The 18,720-nt window shown below is 44.8% G+C and carries 18 protein-coding genes; 15 read left to right on the forward strand and 3 right to left on the reverse strand.

Features of this window, described 5'->3' with window-relative positions; genetic code table 11:
• Positions 1-137: 137 nt before the first annotated feature.
• The gene (gene oxyR / locus SVI_RS04320) at positions 138-1,055 is read left to right on the forward strand and encodes a hydrogen peroxide-inducible genes transcriptional activator OxyR (protein WP_013050201.1); all 918 of its coding nucleotides are present in this window, start codon (positions 138-140) and stop codon (positions 1,053-1,055) included.
• Between the two features lie 133 nt (positions 1,056-1,188).
• Here the strand turns inward: oxyR and SVI_RS04325 are convergent, their stop codons facing one another.
• Positions 1,189-2,268, reverse strand: a complete 1,080-nt coding sequence (locus tag SVI_RS04325) for an adenylate/guanylate cyclase domain-containing protein (protein WP_041419673.1) — start codon at positions 2,266-2,268, stop codon at positions 1,189-1,191.
• A gap of 120 nt (positions 2,269-2,388) precedes the next feature.
• Entirely contained in the window at positions 2,389-3,063 is a 675-nt protein-coding gene (mutH, locus tag SVI_RS04330) for a DNA mismatch repair endonuclease MutH (RefSeq protein ID WP_013050203.1), read from the reverse strand.
• Positions 3,064-3,763: 700 nt separating this feature from the next.
• On the opposite strand from mutH, the gene rppH reads away from it, so the two are divergent.
• The 9 genes from rppH to SVI_RS04375 all read left to right on the forward strand — a co-directional run bounded on the left by rppH (position 3,764) and on the right by SVI_RS04375 (position 12,183).
• Positions 3,764-4,300, forward strand: coding sequence for an RNA pyrophosphohydrolase (gene rppH / locus SVI_RS04335; protein WP_041419674.1), 537 nt, complete (start codon positions 3,764-3,766; stop codon positions 4,298-4,300).
• A 68-nt stretch (positions 4,301-4,368) separates the two neighbouring features.
• The gene (gene ptsP, locus SVI_RS04340; protein ID WP_013050205.1) at positions 4,369-6,594 is read left to right on the forward strand and encodes a phosphoenolpyruvate--protein phosphotransferase; all 2,226 of its coding nucleotides are present in this window, start codon (positions 4,369-4,371) and stop codon (positions 6,592-6,594) included.
• A gap of 116 nt (positions 6,595-6,710) precedes the next feature.
• A complete protein-coding gene (locus SVI_RS04345; protein ID WP_041419675.1) occupies positions 6,711-7,514 on the forward strand; it encodes a sulfite exporter TauE/SafE family protein in 804 nt (267 codons plus the stop codon).
• 99 nt (positions 7,515-7,613) lie between these two features.
• Positions 7,614-8,465 (forward strand): thymidylate synthase, encoded by an 852-nt coding sequence (locus SVI_RS04350; RefSeq protein WP_013050207.1) that lies wholly within the window; start codon positions 7,614-7,616, stop codon positions 8,463-8,465.
• 320 nt (positions 8,466-8,785) lie between these two features.
• A complete protein-coding gene (gene nhaA / locus SVI_RS04355; protein WP_013050208.1) occupies positions 8,786-9,967 on the forward strand; it encodes a Na+/H+ antiporter NhaA in 1,182 nt (393 codons plus the stop codon).
• Positions 9,968-9,995: 28 nt separating this feature from the next.
• Positions 9,996-10,379, forward strand: a complete 384-nt coding sequence (locus SVI_RS04360; RefSeq protein ID WP_013050209.1) for a hypothetical protein — start codon at positions 9,996-9,998, stop codon at positions 10,377-10,379.
• Between the two features lie 52 nt (positions 10,380-10,431).
• A complete protein-coding gene (gene nhaR, locus SVI_RS04365; protein ID WP_013050210.1) occupies positions 10,432-11,343 on the forward strand; it encodes a transcriptional activator NhaR in 912 nt (303 codons plus the stop codon).
• Positions 11,344-11,504: 161 nt separating this feature from the next.
• Positions 11,505-11,744, forward strand: coding sequence for an FAD assembly factor SdhE (locus tag SVI_RS04370; protein WP_041419676.1), 240 nt, complete (start codon positions 11,505-11,507; stop codon positions 11,742-11,744).
• A complete protein-coding gene (locus tag SVI_RS04375) occupies positions 11,725-12,183 on the forward strand; it encodes a protein YgfX (RefSeq protein ID WP_041419677.1) in 459 nt (152 codons plus the stop codon). Before SVI_RS04370 ends, SVI_RS04375 begins: the two co-directional genes overlap by 20 nt.
• Before the next feature lie 5 nt (positions 12,184-12,188).
• Here the strand turns inward: SVI_RS04375 and nadB are convergent, their stop codons facing one another.
• On the reverse strand, positions 12,189-13,802 hold the full coding sequence (nadB, locus tag SVI_RS04380) for an L-aspartate oxidase (RefSeq protein ID WP_013050213.1): 1,614 nt from the start codon (positions 13,800-13,802) through the stop codon (positions 12,189-12,191).
• Between the two features lie 200 nt (positions 13,803-14,002).
• Here nadB and rpoE point away from each other — a divergent pair, with 200 nt between their 5' ends.
• The 5 genes from rpoE (at position 14,003) to lepA (ending at position 18,655) form a co-directional block, all read left to right on the forward strand.
• A complete protein-coding gene (gene rpoE / locus SVI_RS04385) occupies positions 14,003-14,581 on the forward strand; it encodes an RNA polymerase sigma factor RpoE (protein ID WP_013050214.1) in 579 nt (192 codons plus the stop codon).
• Between the two features lie 51 nt (positions 14,582-14,632).
• Complete coding sequence (locus SVI_RS04390) at positions 14,633-15,244, forward strand: sigma-E factor negative regulatory protein (RefSeq protein WP_013050215.1); 612 nt, start codon at positions 14,633-14,635, stop codon at positions 15,242-15,244.
• Positions 15,245-15,275: 31 nt separating this feature from the next.
• Positions 15,276-16,208, forward strand: a complete 933-nt coding sequence (locus SVI_RS04395) for a MucB/RseB C-terminal domain-containing protein (protein WP_013050216.1) — start codon at positions 15,276-15,278, stop codon at positions 16,206-16,208.
• A gap of 54 nt (positions 16,209-16,262) precedes the next feature.
• Positions 16,263-16,718 carry a SoxR reducing system RseC family protein gene (locus SVI_RS04400; protein ID WP_013050217.1) on the forward strand — a complete coding sequence of 152 codons (456 nt, stop codon included), beginning with the start codon at positions 16,263-16,265 and terminating at the stop codon, positions 16,716-16,718.
• Positions 16,719-16,864: 146 nt separating this feature from the next.
• The gene (gene lepA, locus SVI_RS04405) at positions 16,865-18,655 is read left to right on the forward strand and encodes a translation elongation factor 4 (protein ID WP_013050218.1); all 1,791 of its coding nucleotides are present in this window, start codon (positions 16,865-16,867) and stop codon (positions 18,653-18,655) included.
• The last annotated feature ends 65 nt before the right edge of the window (positions 18,656-18,720 follow it).

Raw genomic sequence — 18,720 nt, forward strand, 5'->3', positions numbered from 1 at the left:
TTCAAATAATAACCAGCGATTAATGGTCTAACTCGATTGTGCTCACATTTTGAAAGCTTAGCTTAGTCGCTTTACTTGGCCAATGTGGTAAGGTCAATAGAATATTCGGATAAACATTGTTGTAGGTAATCGATTTTATGAAACACTTGCCCAGCCTAAAAAACCTTTACTATTTGGTTAACTTGCATCAAGAACAGAATTTTAATAGGGCAGCTAAGATATGCCATGTTAGCCAATCTACGCTTTCCAGTGGTATTCAAAATTTAGAAGAACAACTCGGTAATCAATTGATTGAGCGCGATCATAAGTCATTTATCTTCACCGCTGTTGGAGAGGAAGTCGTCCAGCGGTCGAGAAAATTACTGACTGATGTCGACGATCTAGTAGAGTTAGTTAAGCATCAGGGCGAACCTATGACCGGAGATATTCGCCTCGGATGTATTCCAACGATAGCGCCCTTCTTGCTGAGTAAGGTTGTTAGGCATTGTCAGAGTACCTACTCTGATTTGACGCTATTTTTGAAAGAGGATACTACAGAGCGTTTGTTAGATGCGCTGGGAAAGGGGGAGTTAGACCTGTTACTGCTGGCACTGCCTGTGGATACCAGTGGTTTTCATAGTATGAAGGTAGGGAAAGACCCATTTAAGCTTGTTGTACACGAGGAGCTGACTGATGTCATACACGAACCACTGGATTATGAATCTCTGCCGGATCAAAGTATCTTCCTGTTACAGGCTGAGCACTGTATCACCGGCCATGCCGTGACTGCCTGTCAGCTTGCTAATAGCGCTAAGGTAAATCCTTTTGCTGCTACGAGTCTGCATACTTTAGTGCAGATGGTGAACAGTAAGCTGGGGACGACTTTCTTACCTCAGATGGCAATCGATGCAGGGATCTTAAATGATACCGAGTTGAGAGTGATGCAGCCACCGGGTGAAGCCCCATACCGAGAAATAGGTCTGGTGTGGCGTCAGACATCGAGCCGAATATTAACCTTCAGAACCTTAGGCTTAGCGATTCAAAATATATTGGAACAGAGCAATCTGGCTAAATAACCGGTATCGTCATTTAGCGAGATAGCTTGATGGCGTTACTCTTGTTTATCCTTGAGCTAGATCGGATTTCGGCACCACACTGCTGACTCTCAGTAGAGTACTGTTTACCCTTGAGCTTAGTTATTGTTCTAATCTAAGCTGAATCGGATCTAGGCACAACGCTGAATACCTCTGTGGAATACTGTTTACCCTTGAGCTTAATCGGCCCCAAGCAGTTAAACTCATATTGGCTGGTATCAGTATCTATTCGGGATGCAAGAGAGCCCGATATCAACATTCTTTGGCCTAAGGGGTTACATTGATCTTGTAGTCTAGCCAAGGTATTGAGTACGTCACTGAAGAAGCTTATTTCTTGTTTCTGCACGCCTACCACAGCTGCCACTACCTGGCCACAATGAGCTGCACACTTAAACTTAGGCACAAAGCCATATTGCTCTTCAAAATATTGTCGTTGCCAGCTAAGTTGCTGACTGAATTCATAGTAGATATTAAAGCTACGGTCTTTTTGTATTCCGAATTCTAAGGGCCAATGGATTAGTACTGCATCGCCCATATATCGATAAATCTCGGCTTCATTGTTGACGACTGTGTCAGAAAGTAGGCTAAAACAGTCTTGAATTAAGCGACTAAAACGATAGTCACCCAAAGACTCGGCATGAGTCGTCGAAGCAACCATGTCTAAATAAAGAAATAATCTCTGTTCATATCTAGGTTTATGGTATTTACCCAGTCCAATATTGAGCAATACTCTAGGGCCAACTAAGAGCGCCATTTGCTCGATAAAAGCTAAACCTACTCTGACAACAACTAGATAGACGATCAAAGCCTGGAAAGAAGGACTGTAAAGAATGTGTGCGGTCAACATCTGCCTCAATGTAGACATATGGTTCTCTATGGCCCACATATTCAAAAATTGGGTCATATAAGCAAGCGTTGTCGCACCAAGCAGTAAGAAGAGGCCTTTAAAAATAACAGAGAATAGATAGGGTAGCCTGTTAATCGCACTGAAGTCGGCAATCAGATTCGACATCCAATGTAAGCTGCCTAATATGAAGCCCATATAAATAGCGAATGTGGCTAGATCGGCAGTTCCTACCGCCCACTGTGGAAGATCCGGGGCTTGGGCATACCTGAAAAACACAAAGGCCGCCATGGCTATTCCCCAGGCAGAAATCGCAAAAATAAGTTTTTTTGCTTGTATACGTGCTCTCACGGTATTGAAGTTGTCCTAATACGGCTGTTAAATTCAGGATGCGCTAGTTTATAGAAAATGACCCTATGATTTCCAGTAGTATTTGTGATCTCGGTCAAATGAAGATGATATAGTTATGATTCAGTTAAAAAAACGTTTAAGTATCGATTGTGTAAAGGGGATTTTAAGATAAAAGCCCCTAGGATTAGTTAAAATCTTTGACCCATCTTGCCCGATACTCTGGGTAACAGAGCGACTATTTGCTCCCTTTGGCCTAAGTTGCAGTACTTCACCATGTCTAGCGGTGAGTTGTTGTACCTGTCCCATGGCTATGAATTCCATTATCTCTTCCCAATCTTGTTTTAGAAGGGCGAGCTCATCTGGTGTTGGAGACCATAAAATAGGAGTGCCTATTTGTCTTTGGGCTACCGGAATGTCACGGCTTCCTTGCACCGGGATCCAGAGCACTGTCTGTAACTTATGACAGACAATACTTTTTTCCCAAGTCAGGCCTTGTATATTGACCAAGGGGGCAACAGTCACATAAGTGGTCTCTATGGGTTTTCCCTTGTCATCGACTGGGATCGTCTTCAACTCTACACCTAAATGAAGAAAATCTTGCTCAGGTCTAGAACCTGCCAGAGCACCGAGTTCGTATTCGATTAACTGACCTACCCAGCCTTTATCTCTTTTAAGATCGGCTGGAGTCGTGAATCCATGTGAATCCGCAACTTGGCCTAGAGTCAGGCCAGCCATATTGTTGGCTCGTTGCATCAGTTCTTCTATTGTCTCGGGGGAGGGGGGCGTTGTTTTCATTTAAAGGATTTTACCTAAGATAATAGATAATACCAGTTAGATTAAATATTTGGCTGTTTAATATACAAAGTTGAGTTTGTGTATAACTATGGCGGACTATCTTTGCTTAAGTGACTAAAAAAATTGATTTATTTATCCGTATCTAGTGATATCAGTCAGCAATTTTAAGATTAGATTAATCTTGCCCTTACTTTTCCAACATACTTATCCACAGAATCCTTGGATAACTCAATTTTAAAGTACTCTAAGGTGAAAAATACGCTTTCCTAAACAATAAATGCATCTATTTATCCCATATCGAGCCAAGTTTCGCCATAGCCTGTGAATAAACTAATAATATCTTCCTATGAGTTATTCAAAAACCTCAAGTGGTTGAAAAATGCTCACTCAAATGACTTGTAACACCTTGGTCAGTTGCTTTTGTTGCTATTTGTATGTTTATAAAGGCTTTTACTGTCGGTGGTCAAATGGTAATACACATCTTAGCTTACTGGTTTCTAACTTTTTAGGGCGTTTATATAAGTTAAGAACAGAGATATCCACAGATTTTGTGGATATCATTGCTAACGGTTAGGGCTATCTGTTGATAAAAGTGAACATTTGGCTTTTTTATCCAAAGTTTATCTGTTACATGTCATTTGCCGCAGCCTCGGCTTTGTGAAACAATCGTGATATTGAAATTGTGAAATACGGAGTCCATGTGATTGATAGTGACGGCTTTCGCGCAAATGTGGGCATCATTATCTGTAATCGATTTGGACAGGTAATGTGGGCCAGAAGGTTTGGTCAACATTCCTGGCAGTTTCCTCAAGGGGGAGTTGATGAAGGCGAGACTCCTGAAGAGGCGATGTATAGAGAGCTTTTTGAAGAAGTAGGGTTAAAGCCTGAACATGTGCAGATTTTAACTTCGACTCGCTCTTGGTTGCGTTACAGATTACCAAAACGTTTGATTAGGCAAGATAGTAAACCTGTCTGTATTGGGCAGAAACAAAAGTGGTTTTTACTGCAATTAAAAAGTAGTGAGAGCGCAATCGACCTCAATGCTTGTGGTCATCCCGAGTTCGATGATTGGCGTTGGGTGAGTTATTGGTACCCAGTTAGGCAAGTCGTGTCCTTTAAGCGGGATGTATATAGGAAAGCGATGAAGGAGTTTGCTCCGACGGCGTTGCCGTTTCAATCGCGAGATTCTCAGTACACGACGAGTCACAGCAATAAAAGAAGAAATAGGCGTCGTTAAGTTTCCGATGAAAATGATTTTCTAAATAGAATCGATATGATTGAGTGGTGTAACAGGGAGTGACATAAGTGCTTAAGATGCTAAGAGATATCACACAAGCCGTGGCAGCGGCACAAGATCTCCACTCAGCGTTAGATATGCTAGTTTCTCGTACCAAAATCGCGATGAAAACTCAGTGTTGTTCTATCTATCTATTAGAGGGAGAGCAGTTGGTGCTCTCTGCTACGGATGGCTTGTTACGCAGCGCCGTAGGCCGAGTAAAAATGTCACTCTCAGAAGGCCTAGTGGGTCTCGTTGCCGAGCGGGAAGAGCCGATAAACTTAGCCGATGCTCAGCAACATGCTAGGTTTAAGCAGTTCGAAGAAGCCGAGGAGGCAAGCTTTCGGGCATTTCTCGCAGCGCCTATCATCTACCAGAAACGAATTTTAGGTGTATTGGTGGTCCAGCAAGCCGATACTCGCCTGTTTAGTGAGGGGGAAGAAGCCTTCTTAATGACATTGGCGGCTCAACTCGCTATGGCAATAAGAAATCTACGCAAGAAAGCTGAAGCACCGGATCTATTGCATTTTAAGGGTATCTCAGCGGCAAATGGTATTGCGATAGCCCATGCTCTTGTCATAGGTGGTCAGATAGAGTTAGAGCAGCCTGACGTAAAAGTTACCGACATCAAGGCTGAACAGACTCGTTTGAATCATGCCATCGAAGCGTGTAAAGACACGCTTTGTTCATTGTCTCAACGCTTCGATCAAGAAGAAGAACATGAAGTAGTCTCTATATTTTCTGCTTTGCAGTTACTGCTCGATAACGCCAGTCTAGGTGGAGAATATATCAAGGAGGTCACAGAGGGCTGGAGTGCTGTTTCTGCAGTGAGTCGTGTCTCTTTGCGTTATATCGAAGAGTTTACTCAGATGAAAGATCTCTACCTTAAGGAGCGAGCCGGAGATATTCGTGATCTTGGTCTGCGGGTGCTACGTCTGCTTATTGAACCCGAAAGAATGGGTTTCGAGCCTGATGTACCTGTGATATTAGTCACCAAAGAAGCCGATGCGACTATTTTAGCCGAGTTCCCTCGCCACAAGTTAGTAGGCATAGTGACGGAGCAGGGAGGGGTTAACTCCCATGCTGCGATTTTAGCTCGTGCATTGGGCGTACCAGCCATCATAGGGGTCGAAGGGGTACTCACAGCAGGCATAGATAAGAAGCTGTTGATCATCAATGCAAATCGGGGCCAGCTACTCGTTTCTCCAACCCCCACTCTTATTGCCGAATACCGAAACCTTATTTCGGCTGAAAAGGCCTTACAGCAAAGATACGCCCGAGAGTTAACCCTTCCGGCTGAAACCATAGACGGAAAACGGATCCAACTTTATCTTAATGCTGGTCTACTGAGCAGTCTAGAGTCTGAGATTGCAGAAGGGTCCGATGGGGTTGGTTTATATCGAACTGAAATTCCATTTATGTTGCAGCAAAGGTTCCCCAGCGAATCTGAGCAGGTGAAAGTATATCGTCAGGTGCTCGAAATCGCAGGGGGTAAGCCTGTTGTGATGAGAACCTTAGATGTAGGTGGAGATAAGCCCTTATCCTATTTCCCTATCAATGAAGAAAATCCTTTTCTGGGCTGGCGTGGCATAAGATTATCTCTGGATCATCCCGAGCTATTCTTAGTACAGCTCAGAGCCATGATTCAAGCGGGAGCCGATAGTGATCAGTTACATATCCTCTTGCCCATGGTCAGTAATTTAGATGAGATAGACCAGGCTATTACTTATCTGGAACAGGCATACTTTGAGTTAAAAAGTGATCTGGGTAAGGATATTATCAGACCTAAAATCGGCATAATGATCGAAGTGCCGGCTTTACTGTACCAACTGGCAGAAGTGGCCAGAAGGGTCGATTTTGTCTCTGTTGGTTCTAACGATTTAACCCAATATATGTTGGCTGTAGATAGAAACAATCCTAGGGTCAGTACACTCTATGATTGTTACCACCCGGGGATCCTCAGGGCCTTGAAGCGGGCCAGATTTGATTGTTGGCAGTATCACCTTCCCGTAAGTGTTTGTGGTGAGCTGGCGGGCGAGCCAATCGGAGTGATATTACTGGTGGCTATGGGTTATGATCAACTGAGTATGAATCAGGGCAGCTTAGCCCGGATTAATTATCTGTTGCGCCGTGTGTCTCATTCCGATCTTAGTGAGTTACTGGAGATGGCTTTGACGCTGACCAGTGGCCTGCAAGTGAGGGAGTTGGTGAGAGATTACTTCGAGTCCAGAGAGCTTGGCGCCATTCTTAACTAATCCAAGATTTTGCTTTAAACTATGGCTCACTTTTTACTACAGGTCCCTTTCGGATAATATGATCAGTATTTCGACCATAGGCTGGGTTTTCTTTGGCATGAGAGTATTCAATAATAATGGATAGTCTATTCTTGCTCTTCTTCAGTTGCCTGCTTCTCGGTGGAGTCATAGGTTTTATGGCAGGCCTACTGGGTATAGGTGGTGGTATTATCGCCGTACCTGTACTCCTGTATCTGTTGCCATGGGTTGGTTTCGATGTGGGAGTGCTTCCCCATGTAGCCATCGCGACCTCTCTTGCTGCCATTATCTTAACTTCTTTGTCTTCGGCTCGCGCTCATCACAAGCAAGGTAATATTCCTTGGCCTCTGCTTAAGCCTATACTGCCAGGCTTGATCTTGGGCTCTTTAAGTGCAGGTATTATTTCAACATTCATTAGCGCAGATCTGCTGCAGACAAGCTTCGCCGTATTTGTGATCTGTATGGCGGCTCAGATGATTTTCCCCTTTAGGCTTAGTGAGGCAGACAAACAGATGCCTTCTACGCCGATACTATTTGCGGTATCGACAGTTATTGCTATTATCGCGGCATTAATGGGGATAGGTGGTGGAGTCTTGCTGATCCCTTTCTTGAGTTGGTGTGGTTTACAGATGAGAAATGCCATAGGTTTTTCCTCCGTATCCGGGGTGTTTATCGCACTCTTTGGTAGTGCCAGTTATGTACTTTCTGGCTGGAATGTATCGGGTTTGCCCGAGTGGACCTTAGGTTATGTATATTTACCCGCCCTCTTAGGTATCGTTATCACATCAGTCTTGATGGCCCCCTTGGGAGTGAAAGCGGCGAGTATCTGGCCGACTAAGATATTGAAGAGAATTTTTGCGCTCCTGTTAATCGTGGTCGGATTGAAACTCGCATTAGCTTGAGATTACATTAAGTGATGCTCGCGAGTTAAGTGGATAGTTTATCGGGATATTTAACACCGATAATAAAAATTTTAAAGTGCCAGATTAAGGTCAATCACAATGAAGCAATATTTAGAACTCTGTAATCGGATCATAGATGAAGGCACCTGGATCGAGAATGAACGAACAGGTAAAAGGTGTCTTACTGTTATCAATGCCGATCTTGTCTATAACGTCGAGAACAATGAGTTCCCTTTAATTACCACCCGTAAAAGTTTTTGGAAAGCAGCCATCGCTGAGATGCTAGGATATATTCGTGGCTTTGATAATGCAGCCGATTTCCGTAAACTGGGTGCTAAGACCTGGGATGCCAATGCTAATGATAATCTGGCCTGGTTGAATAATCCTCACCGTAAAGGGCAGGATGATATGGGACGGGTATATGGCGTTCAGGGAAGGGCGTGGAGTAAACCCGACGGTGGCACCATAGATCAGCTGAAGAAAATAGTCGATAACCTCAAGAAAGGGGTCGATGATCGCGGAGAGATCCTCAGTTTTTACAATCCAGGTGAATTCCATATGGGCTGTTTACGCCCGTGTATGCACACCCATAACTTCTCCTTGTTAGGCGATACCTTATATCTGAATAGTTTTCAGCGTTCTTGCGATGTGCCCCTAGGATTGAATTTTAATCAAGTTCAAGTATTTACCCTGCTGGCTTTAATTGCGCAAATTACCGGTAAAAAGCCGGGGCAGGCTTACCATAAGATTGTTAACGCTCATATTTATGAAGATCAATTGGACCTGATGCGTGATGTTCAGTTGAAACGAGAGCCCTTCGGACCAGCTTCTTTGTCTATCAATCCAGATATAAAATCACTCGAAGATCTTGAGACCTGGGTGACCATGGATGACTTCGAAGTATCAAATTATCAACACCATGATGCCATCAAGTATCCCTTCTCTGTGTAATAAACCGCTTTACTTAATTCGCTGTTAATTCAGTGAGTTTTAGATTTAACGAGTATAGGTTTGTTTATAACCTGTACTCGTTATACGTTTTGCCTGCATAAAAATCATTATACCCTTCTTGTTTTTAGATGTGATTCTAGTCACATTATTGTTTTTATTGTGTATTTGTCGATAGTGACTCACCGTGGAGTTGATAACTAGTCATTCACTGGTTACACTTAAAAGCTCGGGATTCCCGATGTATATAGCTGAGGGAATCGAATATTCAATATGGGTTTATTCGGTTACACTCAAATTCTTAAGATTTATTGGAGTGTATTATGAAAAAGGCGATAGATAATTTTTTAAGCCTAGAATCGGCAGGTGGCATCCTGCTCATGGTAGCGGTTGTGCTAGCCATGTTGATGGCAAATTCGCCTCTGTCAGGTATATATCAAGGTTTTTTAGATACCGAGATGCAGATACGAGTCGGTAGCCTAGATATCGACAAGACGCTTATCCATTGGATTAATGATGGTTTGATGGCGATCTTCTTTATGCTGATTGGTTTAGAAGTTAAACGTGAGCTGCTGGAAGGGGCACTCTCGAGTAGGGCTCAAGCATCTCTGCCCACCTTTGCTGCAATCGGTGGCATGGTCTTTCCGGCCGGCGTTTATCTATTGTTTAACTATAGTGACCCTATTACTCAAGTTGGTTGGGCTATTCCAGCCGCGACAGATATTGCTTTTGCATTGGGGATCATGGCGCTCTTAGGCAGTCGAGTCCCGGTTTCGTTGAAGGTTTTTCTATTGGCATTAGCCATTATCGACGATCTGGGTGTTGTGGTTATTATTGCAATATTTTATAGCACTGATTTATCTATGGTCAGTCTGGTGGTCGCCGCAATCGCCATATTAGGCTTAATCGGTCTAAACAGGCGAGGGGTAACAGCTTTAGGTCCCTACGGAGTACTGGGTCTTATTCTATGGATAGCCGTATTAAAATCTGGTGTCCACGCGACATTGGCCGGTGTGATCATCGCTTTTTGTATCCCATTGAGGGCGAAAGACGGCAGCTCGCCATCCGAGAGTCTGGAGCATAGCCTGCACCCTTGGAGCACCTTTATCATCTTACCTATCTTTGCCTTTGCGAATGCGGGTGTAGATCTCAGTGGCATGAGCTTAGATGCGCTAGTATCTCCTGTGCCCGTGGGCATTGCATTAGGTTTGCTGCTGGGTAAGCCACTGGGTGTGTTACTTTTTAGCTATATCTCAGTAAAACTTAAATGGGCTGTTCTTCCTGAAGGCATAGGGTGGAGACATATTGCTCCGGTAGCCGTGATGTGTGGTATCGGTTTTACCATGTCTATGTTTATCTCATCTCTGGCATTTGTGGGAGAAGGGGCCATCTATGGTGATTTTGCTAGATTGGGCATCTTAGTCGGCTCGCTGCTGTCCGCTGTCATAGGTTATTTCTGGTTGGATAAAGTGCTACCCAAAGAAGCCGCAAATAAGCCTAAATAATAAGATAAATCGTTATGGAGAAAATATTATGAGAGTCATCTTTCTAGTATCAGTACTTAGTCTTGGCTTCACAGGGGCCGTTCAGGCCGAACAATTACAGGCCTGTAACCAAGATATAGAAAGCGTAGCATGTCAGCATTATCTTGAAGGCGTTGTCGATGGCGCCATGATGTATAAGCCCAATGCAGCAGGGGCGCGTATTGAAACTGACAGCTTCGAGTCCAGAGCACTCAAGTATCGAAGTGGCAAACGTTTTCAAGAAGCTAACCGCACCTATTGTGAGAACCGTATTCCGAATAGGCATATGTTAGTCAGGGGGCTAGCAGAAGCCTTCTCTGCTGGAACGATTCAGAATGTCGAGTCGCTAAAGACAGTGATGCAAAGCTTGATGGATTGTCAGAGACTCAAGTGAGTATATTCGGGTCTACCATTATCAAAGAGATCGGGGGCGGGTTAGAGAATATATGTCACATCTAAACTATAACCACCTCTATTATTTTTGGATGGTACATAAAAAGGGCTCGGTAGCTAAGGCTGCCGAGGCTTTATGCCTCACACCACAAACAGTGACGGGGCAGATTCGAGTTCTTGAAACGCGTTTTAAGGGCAGCCTATTTAAACGAGTAGGTCGCTCCTTGGAGCCTACTGAGCTTGGAGAACTGGTATTTCGCTATGCGGATAAGATGTTTAGTCTCAGCTATGAGATGTTAGATATCCTTAACTATCAAAAGGACGAGAATATTCTGTTCGAGGTTGGCATTGCGGATGCGCTGTCTAAAGCCTTGGCAAGCAGAGTGTTACTCTCCGTTGTCCCCAGTGATGGCTCAATGCATCTTGCCTGCTTCGAGGCGACACACGAAAGCCTGATGACACGCTTAAGGGAGCATAAACTGGATATTATCCTATCTGATTGCGCCGGAGAGTCCCTTAAATATCCTGAGATCTTATCTAAGAAATTAGGCGAGTGTGGGGTGGCTTTCTTCTCCTCCGAGAAGTACAGCAAGCCGTTTCCCGAGTGTTTAGAGCAAGGTAAGCTACTCATTCCCGGAAAACGAACCTCTCTTGGACAGCAGCTGCATCATTGGTTCGATGAAAATGGCCTCAATGTCAATATACTCGGTGAGTTTGATGACGCGGCCATGATGAAGGCCTTTGGTTTTTTCAAGCAGGGGATCTTCGTGGCCCCCTCTATCTATAAACAAGATATCTTGTCCCATGATATGCACCTGTTAGGTGAAACCACAGATATCAAAGAGGTTTATCATGTGATGTTTGCCGAGCGCATGATCCAGCATCCTGCGGTGAAACGCCTGTTAGAAACAGATTTCACTGATCTGTTTGAAGGCCGAGATCTACAGGTTCAAAGCTTGTCATAGCCTGAGGCTGAAACGGTTAACTTAGGCTATCTTATCTAAGGTGAAGATGGGTATTAATCTTCATATCTGACGAGTTGCTGGTGATACCATCGACTCAAGCCACAACTAAGGTTACACTTGCTCCATAATAAGATTTAGGAGTTAAATGCGTGTCTGAACCAATGAAGATATCGAGAGTGAGATGGGCATGCCGACGGGGTATGCTTGAATTGGACGTTATTTTCCAACCTTTTGTCGATCGTTATTACGAGCAGTTATCGGTAAAAAACAAAGCCATTCTTGTCAGACTTCTCGAAGGGGAAGATCCAGAGTTATTTGCTTGGTTTATGGGTCATGAACAGTGCCCAGATCCTGAATTGGCCGAGATGGTCATACTTGTCCGTGGCAGACCCGCACCTTAGTTTTAGACTGACTTCATCCTTCGACCAGCGTCTCGCGTTGGTCGTGTTAGGGAGTGTTTGCTTAAGCTCCTTTCTCGCCTGGCCTTCTTTAGATAACTTCATCTACCTGAGCATTCACTACAGCACAGCCGGCTTAACTTTGGCTTTTTTCTGTTATCAGTTTTGGCAATTAAAGCATTGGTACTGCCGATTCAGCTTGAGTCGTGATGGTGGAGGTCTGATAGCTTTTAGAGATAGAGAGCAAGATGCTGCCCCAGTTATAGCTGATAAGGTTAAATTTACGTTAGTCTCGGGTCCAATCGTCACACCATTAGTGGTTTTTTTCTATATCCGCACCCAAGATATGGAGGTCGGCCATAGGCGTTTAGTGATCATTTGGGCTGATATGTTAGAAGACACAAGTTATCGGCACCTGTGTCGTCTGCTTTTAGCTAATTAGATATATTAGCTATCAGGTTTAAGTATTGTGGGAGTGGGGTTATCTGATGGTTCTGGATGATCTATATTGTAATGCAGACCTATGCTCTCTTTTCTATCCATGGCGCAGCGTATGATAAGCTCTGCCACCTGCACTAGATTTCTCAGTTCCAGTAGATTATTGCTCACTCTGAAATTACTGTAATATTCTTGGATCTCTTGTTGCAGCATGGCGCAGCGACGAAGGGCCCTCTCAAGCCGTTTATCTGAGCGAACAATACCTACATAATCCCACATGAACAGGCGCAGTTCATGCCAGTTGTGGGCGATGACAACTTCTTCATCTGAGTTCGATACCTTACTCTCATCCCATGGAGGCAATACTCCAGGCATAGGAATATTATGCAGTTGCCCACCAATATTTTCACCGGCGGCCCTGGCGAAGACGAGACACTCGAGTAAGGAGTTACTGGCGAGACGGTTAGCACCGTGTAGGCCTGTGTAGGCGACTTCGCCGATGGCATATAAGCCTTTGAGATCTGTCTGCCCGTTCAGGTCTGTCATCACACCACCACAGGTGTAATGGGCTGCTGGTACCACCGGGATTGGGTCCGTGGTGATATCGATACCAAATTCTAAGCAACGCTTATGGATGGTCGGAAAGTGCTTAATGATAAACTCTGCCGGTTTATGAGTGATGTCTAAGTAAACACAATCTGAACCTAGCCTCTTCATCTCAAAATCTATGGCTCGTGCGACTATGTCTCTTGGTGCCAGCTCGGCACGTTCGTCGAATTCTGGCATGAAGCGTGTGCCATCAGGGCGTCTAAGATAGGCACCTTCACCGCGTAAAGCTTCTGTGAGAAGAAAGTTTCTGGCATCGGCATGATAGAGACAAGTAGGGTGGAATTGATTGAATTCCATGTTGGCAACTTTGCAACCGGAGCGCCAGGCCATGGCAATACCATCACCGGAAGCAATATCTGGGTTCGAAGTATATTGATAGACTTTAGAGCTACCACCAGTTGCTAAGGCGACAAATTTAGCCTTAATGGTCTCAACCTGTTCACTATCCCTATTCCAAACATAAGCCCCTAGGACTCGGTTACAGGATAAGTTTAATTTATTGGAAGTGATGAGATCTATGGCATTGTAACGCTCTAAAACCCGGATGTTGGGATGAGACTTGGCTCTGTCCTGTAGCGTGACCTGAACCTCTTTACCCGTGGCATCGGCAGCATGCAGTATGCGCCTATGGCTATGTCCGCCTTCACGAGTTAAATGATAGGGGGCATTAGCCGTGTCACCGTCACTGGTCTCTTCTTTATCGAAAGCCACACCGCACTCGATTAACCACTCCATGATGCCCTTAGCATTTTCGGCGGTAAATTTAACCACGGCCTCATCACAAAGTCCGGCCCCAGCGATCAAGGTATCGGCAACATGGGACTCGATCGTGTCATCTGCATCGAAGACAGAAGCGATACCCCCCTGAGCATAATAGGTAGAACCTTCACTCAGAGGCCCTTTTGAGAGCAAAATAACTTCATGTTTTTCAGCTAGATGCAGTGCTAATGTCAAACCTGCAGCGCCGCTGCCGATAACCAAAACATCAGATTGGTGTTCAACTACTTGTTTCATCAGGTATCATGGTAAGTTCTGTGGGGTCTGGCTATGGTAAACCAAGCGAGCTTTTTTGGATAGATTGTTCGTTAACAGAAAATAAATTCATTTCGATGTGATTTTTTTAGAACTTTTTCGAAATTCGTTAGTCTACATATGTGCATATGATTCGAGCGACTGAGAAATCAGCATTTTAGATTTAGGAGTAGTCGGCTCGAATGAGTGGACAAATAAGTGATCAACAACTAGTTGAGCGTGTTCAGCAGGGGGATAAAAATGCATTTAATCTCTTGGTACTCAAGTATCAGAACAAGGTCATGAATCTGATTGCACGATATGTGCGAAATCAGGCTGACGTTGCTGATGTTGCTCAGGAAGCTTTTATTAAAGCCTATCGAGCACTACCAAACTTTCGAGGTGAGAGTGCATTTTATACCTGGTTGTACCGAATTGCGGTAAACACCGCTAAGAATCATCTGGTTGCGCAGGGGCGACGTGCTCCTGCCAATGATGTCGATGTAGAGGAAGCCGAATATTATGATGGCAGTGATGCGTTAAAGGAGTTTGCTTCTCCCGAACGTTTATTAATGGCCGATGATATTCAAAAAGTTGTTTTCGATGCACTAGACTCATTACCAGAAGAGTTAAAAACGGCTATCTCATTACGAGAACTCGATGGTATGAGTTACGAGGAGATAGCAAACGTTATGGATTGTCCAGTTGGCACGGTAAGATCTCGTATCTTCAGAGCCCGGGAAGCGATCGATAAAAAACTTCAGCCTTTGCTGGAAGAATAGTAGCCTTTTACTAAAACAAGTACTCGTGTGAGTACTAAATACAGGTGATAAATGCATAAATTAGGTCAGGAGTGGGTATCCGCTGCCGTCGATGGTGAAAGCGACGAGCAGGCATTGGCTGAATTGGCAGCCGATGAGGGTTCACATCTACAGTGGCGTGATTATCATATGATAGGTGATGCGATACGTGGTGAGTTGCCTAAGTCGATTAACTTAGATCTCAGTGCCAGTATTGCAGATGCTATCGATAAAGAGCCAACAATCATAGCATCGGTGCGACGTGTCGATAGCAAAAAGCCAGAACAAAACCTAGGTGGATTATCTAATGTGATCCCTATGTTTAAGCAGTTTGGTCAATATGCCATCGCAGCTAGTGTCGCCTTAGTGGCAGTCGTTGGGGTACAAAACTACAGTCAGCTAAATGCCATAGATGCATCGCCGTTACCTGTGCTTAACACGCGTCCATTGGTCGGCAGTGTGGCTCCTGTGAGCCTACAAACAGGACCGGTACAAGCGAGTCAAAGCTTCACTAATGTTCAGGTGATGGAGCAACGTCAACGCATCAATGCTTATATTCAAGATCATATGTTGCAACAAAGATTGAATAATGGGGCTAAAATAGATGACAATAGCAAACTTGATTCGAATGTTGCGGATCAATAGTTTTCTAAGCTATATACGTTAAGGAGTTAGCTTGCGTCTTATCCTCTTGGTCCTGTTAGTTTTTACTCTTCCCGTGATGGCACAGGAAGATCTATCCCCTAAGGCTTGGCTTGAAAATATGAGCCATGCCTTGCAGGATAAAGAATTTAAGATGTCTCTGATCCAGCTACAAGCTGACCACATTCGGCCCTTAGTCTATATTCACGGCAAGGTCGAAGATCAGGAAGTCGCCTTTCTCGAACATCTCAATGGCCCACCTAAAAACGCAGTAAGAGTCGGCAACACTGTGACTTTTATTGAGCATGATCAACCCGCTTATAGTGTACTGGCTAGTCGTATTCTTGGGGTATTACCCCCAGCTTTTGCCGGCGATATCTCTAAGCTGGAGTCTGGTTATCAATTCGTCTTAGGTGGTCGAACCCGTTTAGCGGGGCGCCCGGGCCAGTTGGTGCGTATCATTCCGAACGATAACTTTCGTTATGGCTATCAAGTCTGGTTGGATATGGAGTCTTATCTCCCCCTTCGCTATGACATGTTGACTCAAGATAAGCAGTTACTCGAGCAGATATTAGTGGTGGAACTACTTGTATTAAACGAGCCACCGGCCATTTTGACTGAAGCTTATAAGCAGGAGTGGCCAGCGGTAGCCGCCCAGTCTAAACGTGATGCCGATGATAACTGGAAATTTAACTGGTTACCTGAAGGCTTTAAAGTTTTGGTGAAAGACAATCATAGACTCATGGGCAGCCACGAAGCGGTAGAGTATGTCGCCCTCAGCGATGGCATGGCTAATATCTCTGTTTATATTGCTCGCCTTGGGGATACTCAGATGCCCGAAGAGCTAGTGACCCGCAATGGTCTATCATTAGCCACAGAAGTTGTCGGTGACTATGAAGTCGTGGCCGTTGGTAAGGTACCTAAAGAAACCTTAATCCGTGTTGCTAAGGGCATAAGTCTCCAATAGAGACGGGATAAATTGCCACTCGTTTTATATTGATAGTGATAGGAGGGTTCTTCCATGATGGAAGAGATGGCGAAAGTCATACAATGTGACGATAAAGGCTGGGTAACCGTTGAGGTTCAAGTCAAAAGTGCCTGTAGCCATTGTGATAATAGTGAATCTTGTGGCACCTCAGCCGTGGCATCAGCCTTTTCCCCTAAGGTGCAAACTTTCTCTATTCCATCTGAAAATCAATATGAGCCAGGGCAACTTCTCCGGCTAGGTTTGCCAGAAAGTGTAATTCTTAAGGCGGCAGCCCTTATCTATCTACTTCCCTTGCTTGGACTCTTTCTGGGGGCTGGCGTTGCGACGCTTGTCCTATCTCAATTTCAGGTTGAAGTCAGCGATCGTCATGTGATCCCTGTTGCACTCATAGGTGCCTTCCTCGCTTGGCTATATGCCAGAAAAGCCGCCAAGAAGATGGAACATACCAGTCAACCTGTAATCCTTTCTCATTTAGGTCATACGCTTTAATATTTTCTTATGGGTATTCGCTTTACTCTCCCCGCTTCTCGCTGTCTTGATGACGATGAAGAGCGGTTTAGATTGGTATTGGAGAGCCGATCGGGTACAATTCCGCACTTTTAGATAATTCCAACTTTGAGTCAGTCATTCGCATCATGAAGCACATTAGAAATTTTTCAATTATTGCCCATATTGATCATGGCAAATCAACACTTTCAGACCGTTTAATTCAATTTTGCGGTGGTCTTACCGATCGTGAGATGGCGTCCCAAGTATTGGACTCGATGGATATCGAGCGCGAGCGCGGTATTACCATCAAGGCTCAGAGTGTTACGTTAAATTATACGGCCAAAGACGGTGAAACCTATCAGTTAAACTTCATCGATACGCCGGGTCACGTGGATTTTTCCTATGAAGTATCCCGCTCTCTTGCAGCCTGTGAAGGTGCTTTACTGGTCGTAGATGCCGGACAAGGCGTAGAGGCTCAGACTCTGGCTAACTGTTACACGGCGCTTGAGATGGAGATGGAAGTAGTTCCAGTTCTGAACAAGATAGATCTGCCTCAAGCCGATCCAGATCGTGTTGCCGAAGAAATTGAAGACATAGTCGGCATTGAAGCTACCGATGCGGTTCGCTGTTCAGCAAAGACTGGTATAGGCATCGAGGACGTACTCGAAGTCATCGTGGCACAAGTCCCACCACCAGAGGGAAATGAAGAGGGGCCATTGCAGGCCTTGATCATAGATTCCTGGTTCGATAGCTATCTGGGTGTTGTCTCCCTAGTTCGTATCAAGCATGGTGTGCTCAGAAAGGGTGACAAGTTTAAGGTCATGTCTACTGGTGTGAATCACACTGTCGATAAACTGGGTATCTTTACTCCTAAGCAGACAGACACAGCAGAGCTGAGAACCGGTGAAGTTGGCTATGTTATTGCTGGTATCAAGGAGATCCACGGCGCGCCCGTAGGTGATACCTTAACCCATGCTAAAAATGGCGCGACTGAACCATTAAGTGGTTTCAAAAAGGTTAAACCTCAGGTTTATGCCGGTGTATTCCCTATATCTACCGACGATTATGAGAGTTTCCGTGATGCGCTAAATAAGCTTAGCCTCAACGATGCTTCCTTGTTCTTCGAGCCAGAGACCTCATCTGCACTGGGTTTCGGTTTCCGTATCGGCTTCTTAGGCTTGCTACACATGGAGATCATCCAGGAGCGTCTGGAGCGTGAATATAATTTAGATCTGATCACCACGGCACCCACCGTAGTGTATGAAATCATCAAGACAGATGGTGAGACCATCTATGTGGATAACCCATCGGATCTGCCGGCAATCAATAATATTACCGAGATGCGAGAGCCCATAGTTGAGACCAATATTCTGGTACCGAAAGAGTACCTGGGTAACGTGATCACCTTGTGTGTCGAGAAGCGTGGCATGCAGACTAATATGGTCTATCACGGCAATCAGGTTGCTATCACCTATGACATGCCGATGGCTGAAGTGGTGATGGACTTCTTCGATCGTCTTAAATCTACCAGTCGTGGCTATGCGTCTCTTGAATATAACTTCTCTCGCTTCGAGCCCGCCGAGATGGTACGTCTCGACATCCTCATCAATGGTGACAGAGTCGATGCCTTGGCAATGATTATCCATAAGGGTCTCATTCGTCAAAAAGGTCTGGCGCTGGTGAATAAGATGAAAGAGCTTATTCCAAGACAGATGTTTGACATCGCTATTCAGGCTGCAGTGGGTACTCAAGTCATCGCTCGATCTTCGATCAAGGCAATGCGTAAAGATGTGACTGCTAAGTGTTATGGCGGCGATGTGTCCCGTAAGAAGAAGTTACTGCAGAAGCAGAAAGAGGGTAAGAAGCGCATGAAGCAAGTAGGCAATGTGGAAGTGCCACAGGAAGCCTTCCTCGCAGTGCTCAAGCTCAACGACTAAATCGTTAAGAATTGTTAATAGTGAGCAATATCTAGCGCCGCAGTTTGCGGCGCTTTCGTTACTCA

The sequence above is a fragment of the Shewanella violacea DSS12 genome (assembly GCF_000091325.1).
Taxonomy (GTDB): domain Bacteria; phylum Pseudomonadota; class Gammaproteobacteria; order Enterobacterales; family Shewanellaceae; genus Shewanella; species Shewanella violacea.

What these genes read in the sequence shown, in the direction of transcription:
- SVI_RS04400 (WP_013050217.1), top strand. Translation starts at nt 16,263, where the DNA reads ATGATGGAAGAGATGGCGAAAGTCATACAATGTGACGATAAAGGCTGG.
- nhaA (WP_013050208.1), top strand. Translation starts at nt 8,786, where the DNA reads ATGAAAAAGGCGATAGATAATTTTTTAAGCCTAGAATCGGCAGGTGGC.
- SVI_RS04360 (WP_013050209.1), top strand. Translation starts at nt 9,996, where the DNA reads ATGAGAGTCATCTTTCTAGTATCAGTACTTAGTCTTGGCTTCACAGGG.
- SVI_RS04370 (WP_041419676.1), top strand. Translation starts at nt 11,505, where the DNA reads ATGAAGATATCGAGAGTGAGATGGGCATGCCGACGGGGTATGCTTGAA.
- nhaR (WP_013050210.1), top strand. Translation starts at nt 10,432, where the DNA reads ATGTCACATCTAAACTATAACCACCTCTATTATTTTTGGATGGTACAT.
- lepA (WP_013050218.1), top strand. Translation starts at nt 16,865, where the DNA reads ATGAAGCACATTAGAAATTTTTCAATTATTGCCCATATTGATCATGGC.
- nadB (WP_013050213.1), bottom strand. Translation starts at nt 13,802, where the DNA reads ATGAAACAAGTAGTTGAACACCAATCTGATGTTTTGGTTATCGGCAGC.
- mutH (WP_013050203.1), bottom strand. Translation starts at nt 3,063, where the DNA reads ATGAAAACAACGCCCCCCTCCCCCGAGACAATAGAAGAACTGATGCAA.
- oxyR (WP_013050201.1), top strand. Translation starts at nt 138, where the DNA reads ATGAAACACTTGCCCAGCCTAAAAAACCTTTACTATTTGGTTAACTTG.
- SVI_RS04350 (WP_013050207.1), top strand. Translation starts at nt 7,614, where the DNA reads ATGAAGCAATATTTAGAACTCTGTAATCGGATCATAGATGAAGGCACC.
- SVI_RS04345 (WP_041419675.1), top strand. Translation starts at nt 6,711, where the DNA reads ATGGATAGTCTATTCTTGCTCTTCTTCAGTTGCCTGCTTCTCGGTGGA.
- SVI_RS04390 (WP_013050215.1), top strand. Translation starts at nt 14,633, where the DNA reads ATGCATAAATTAGGTCAGGAGTGGGTATCCGCTGCCGTCGATGGTGAA.
- rpoE (WP_013050214.1), top strand. Translation starts at nt 14,003, where the DNA reads ATGAGTGGACAAATAAGTGATCAACAACTAGTTGAGCGTGTTCAGCAG.